Here is a 3,393-nt window from a genome sequence, read left to right on the forward strand (position 1 = left end):
GCGTTGTATAAAGGGCCGTCAGCAACGCCCGGTCCCACGGCGTGAGATCGGTCGGGGCAGCCGGGCCGGCGCGAAACAGGCCGAGGATCGACTGGTCCGGCGCTGCCTGGTTGCGCAGCCGGGCCTGTGACAGCACCGCCATGGCAATGTGCGACGCCAGTGCCCCAAGGTCCACGCCCGTCGCGCGCGGCACATCGACAATGACGGTCGCAGATGTCGCCGAAAGGCGCGCCTTGCTGTCGATGAGGCTGCCGGACCAGCTATCGAGCGAGACGCTGTCGCTGTTGCCCAGCGAGCCGAGATCGGCCGCGCCGCCGGCAGACATCAGGGCGGTGCTGGGGCCATTATAGGCCGGGCTGCCATCGGCCGATTCGATGCGGGTGGCGGACCACCAGCGCACCGGCAGCGGCTGGTTCAGCCAGGCGTCGCGATCCGCGCCCGCAAGCACGTCATAACTGAAGCTGTTGGGGCGTTTTTGCAGCAGCTGCGTGGCCAGCGCCGCGCCATCGGCAGTGAAGGTGATGGAAACATTGGGCTTGCAGCGCCCCTTGGCCATCTCGGCGCCGGCCCCGGCGGCGATGGCCATGAAGCGGCGCATGACCAGCGTGGCCGGGGCGGATTCAAGCCCGATGACCTTGAGGCACAGCGGCGTGTTCCACCGCGCATATTGCCCGCCGCGCGGGCTGGGCGGCAACACATCGGCGACCATCTTGCGGGCGCCGGCCTGGGCGGTGGCAGCGTCGATCCGCTTGCCGGTGACGGTAATGGCGGCGTCTTCAGGGCTTTGGGCAGCCGGGGTGGACGTGAAAGGCGGCGAGGCCGCCAGCAACAACGCAAACAACAACATCGATCAAGCTCCGGGGGCGGAAGAGTCAGCTTTTCTTGGTGTCCGCATAGGGTGGAACGGACGGGGCGACACCGTCAAGCCGTATCCACAGCGCCATGGCGGCAGCAGCGACGATGAGCACAAAGGCCGCGCTGCGCCAGCCCTGCGGCGCAGGCGGCAGCAGCAGTGCCAGCAGCGCCATACCGGGCAGCATCAGCACCGCCAGCACCGCCGGCAGGCCATCGCCGACGCCCAAAAGGGCAAAATGGCCGATGGCGCCCAGCATGGCGAGGCCGATGACGGCGCCGAGCATGGCGGGGAGCAATTCGGGCAGGCGCAGCGGCCCGCCGGGCAGGCGCGGTTTGCGGGCAGCCGCAAAAGCGATGCCGCCGCTGGCGATCAAGACCGGCCAGGCGAACACCGGCCCGGCACCGGGCACGGCGGCCTGAATGGCCAGAGCCACCAGCCAGCCAAGACCGGCAAGGCCAAGCGCCCGATCAAAAGGCGCGCGGTGGAAACCGCAGGCGGTGATGATGACCGCCAACACCAGCAGCGCCGCCTGGAATTCCAACCGGGGCAAGGCCGCCAGCCGGTCATAATATTCGCTGCCGATGCTGCCCGACAGCATGTTGAACCCGGTGAGCAGCAGTGCGGCGAGCGCAGCGGTTGCGATCCCATCGACGCCGCAGCGCATCACGCCGCCCAGCCGCCATTCGCCCGGTCGCAGCCGCGCCGCCAGCAGCAACAGCGCCGCCGAGGCGCCAAGCACCAGCCAGCCGGCCCAGAGTGGATAGCCGATGATGAACAGGCCCAGCACATCGGCAAACGCCCAGTCGGGCGCGCGGGCCGGCAGGGTCGGTGCCGCCAACAGTGCGCGCGTCACATCAAGCGCCTGTGCGCCCATGTGCTGGAGCGCGCCCTGGTCGAGCCGGTCAGGTGTCGCCAGCGGGGAATGATAGGCCCAGGCATCGCCGATGAAGGCAAAGTTGATGCCGGGAAGGCCGCGCCGCTTGGAGGGGCTGAAATCGGTGTCGTTGGGCAGGCTTTCGTAGATGGCGACGGACAGGCTGTTGGCCGCAGGGTCGCGCATTGCGGCGCCCAGCAAGGCCGCCGCCTCGCCGTTGCCGCGCCCGGTTTCGAACATCATCGCCCGGCCGCCGCCGCCGCGCGCCTCCATGTTGATGACAAAGCCGACATGGCCGACCAGCGGGTCGGCGCTGGCTGCGGCCTGAAAAGCGCCGCCCTTGCGGAAACTGCCGCGCGCGCCCGCCGGTTGGGCCTCGCCGAAAAAGGCGCGGGCGCCGACAAGGCCAAGTTCCTCGCCGTCGGTGAGCAGGATGATGAGGTCGCGGGCCTGATCGGCGGCGGGAATGGCACGGGCGATTTCCAGCGCGGCTGCTGTGCCGGACGCATCATCGGCGGCGCCGGGCGAGCCCCAGACACTGTCATAATGCGCCATCAGCAGCACGGCGGGCAGCGCGGGCGCGCGGCCCCCGCGCACCGCGACGATATTGACGAGGCCGGCGGCAGGATCGCCGCCCCATTTCGCGAGGCGTTCAGCCGGGCGCCCGGTCAACGCCACCGGCTGTTGCCGCACGGCAAAGCCCAGCGCCGTCAGCCGTGCCACGAGGTGCGCGCGGACCACGGCATTTTGCGGCGATGCGCCGGGATGCGGGCGGGCGGCAACGACGCGAACATCGGCCATGGCGCGGCCGGCGGCGAACAGGCCTGCCGGCGCGGTCGCCGGCAGCGGCGCGGGTGTCAGATTGGCCCACCAGCCCAATATTGCCGCCAGCAACAACGTGACGGCAAACAGGGGCCAGCGGTTCATCAGGCAAGACCTTCGCGGATATGCTTCATTTGGCGCCGAGCTTTTGCGCCTGCGCCCAGGCGAGATCGGCGAGCACTTCGACGCCCTCGGCGGTCTTTTTCGCATGTTCACTGGCGGCCGTGCCGCGCACCACCCGGCCGCGAATGCCGTGGATGATGCCGGCAAGGCGGAACATGTTGTAGGCGACATAAAAATCGATGTCGGGGATGCCGGTGCGGCCGGTGCGCTGGCAATAGGACTGGATATATTCGGCCTCGGACGGGATGCCCAGCGCGTCGAGGTCATTGCCGATCAGGCCCGTGGTGGTCGATGGCGGCATCCGGTACATCATGAGATGATAGGAGAAATCGGCCAGCGGGTGCCCCAGCGTCGACAATTCCCAATCCAGCACCGCGAGCACTTTTGGCTCGGTGGGATGGAAGATCATGTTGTCGCAGCGATAATCGCCGTGGACGATGCTGGTTTCATCGCCCGGCGGGATGTTGGCGGGCAGCCATTCGCACAATTTGTCCATCGACGGCACGCGGCCGGCATCGGGGTCTTCGAGATATTGCCGCGACCAGCGGGCGATCTGGCGGGCGAAATAATTGCCGGGCTTGCCGAAATCGGATAGGCCGGCGGCTGCGATATCGACCATGTGCAGGTCGGCCATCGTCTTGTTCATGGCATCGAAATAGGCGCGGCGTTCCTCGCGCGGGACAGATGGGAAGGTCGTGTCCCAGATCACCCGGCCATC

3 protein-coding genes are annotated in these 3,393 nt (G+C 68.3%); all 3 read right to left on the minus strand.

All coding sequences use genetic code 11. The features are described 5' to 3' along the window. A partial coding sequence (locus tag RMQ73_RS10550; protein WP_310498185.1) for a hypothetical protein occupies positions 1 to 847 on the minus strand: 847 nt, incomplete at its 3' end. A 25-nt stretch (positions 848 to 872) separates the two neighbouring features. Then, on the minus strand, positions 873 to 2,657 hold the full coding sequence (locus tag RMQ73_RS10555; RefSeq protein WP_310498187.1) for a M28 family peptidase: 1,785 nt from the start codon (positions 2,655 to 2,657) through the stop codon (positions 873 to 875). A 25-nt stretch (positions 2,658 to 2,682) separates the two neighbouring features. Then, positions 2,683 to 3,393, minus strand: a 711-nt coding sequence (locus RMQ73_RS10560) for a phosphotransferase family protein (RefSeq protein WP_310498188.1), incomplete at its 5' end; no start/stop codon positions are given.

The organism is Sandarakinorhabdus sp. (assembly GCF_031430775.1).
Taxonomy (GTDB): domain Bacteria; phylum Pseudomonadota; class Alphaproteobacteria; order Sphingomonadales; family Sphingomonadaceae; genus Sandarakinorhabdus.

Coding starts and splice junctions, on each gene's coding strand:
- RMQ73_RS10555 (WP_310498187.1), bottom strand. CDS start 2,657: ATGAACCGCTGGCCCCTGTTTGCCGTCACGTTGTTGCTGGCGGCAATA.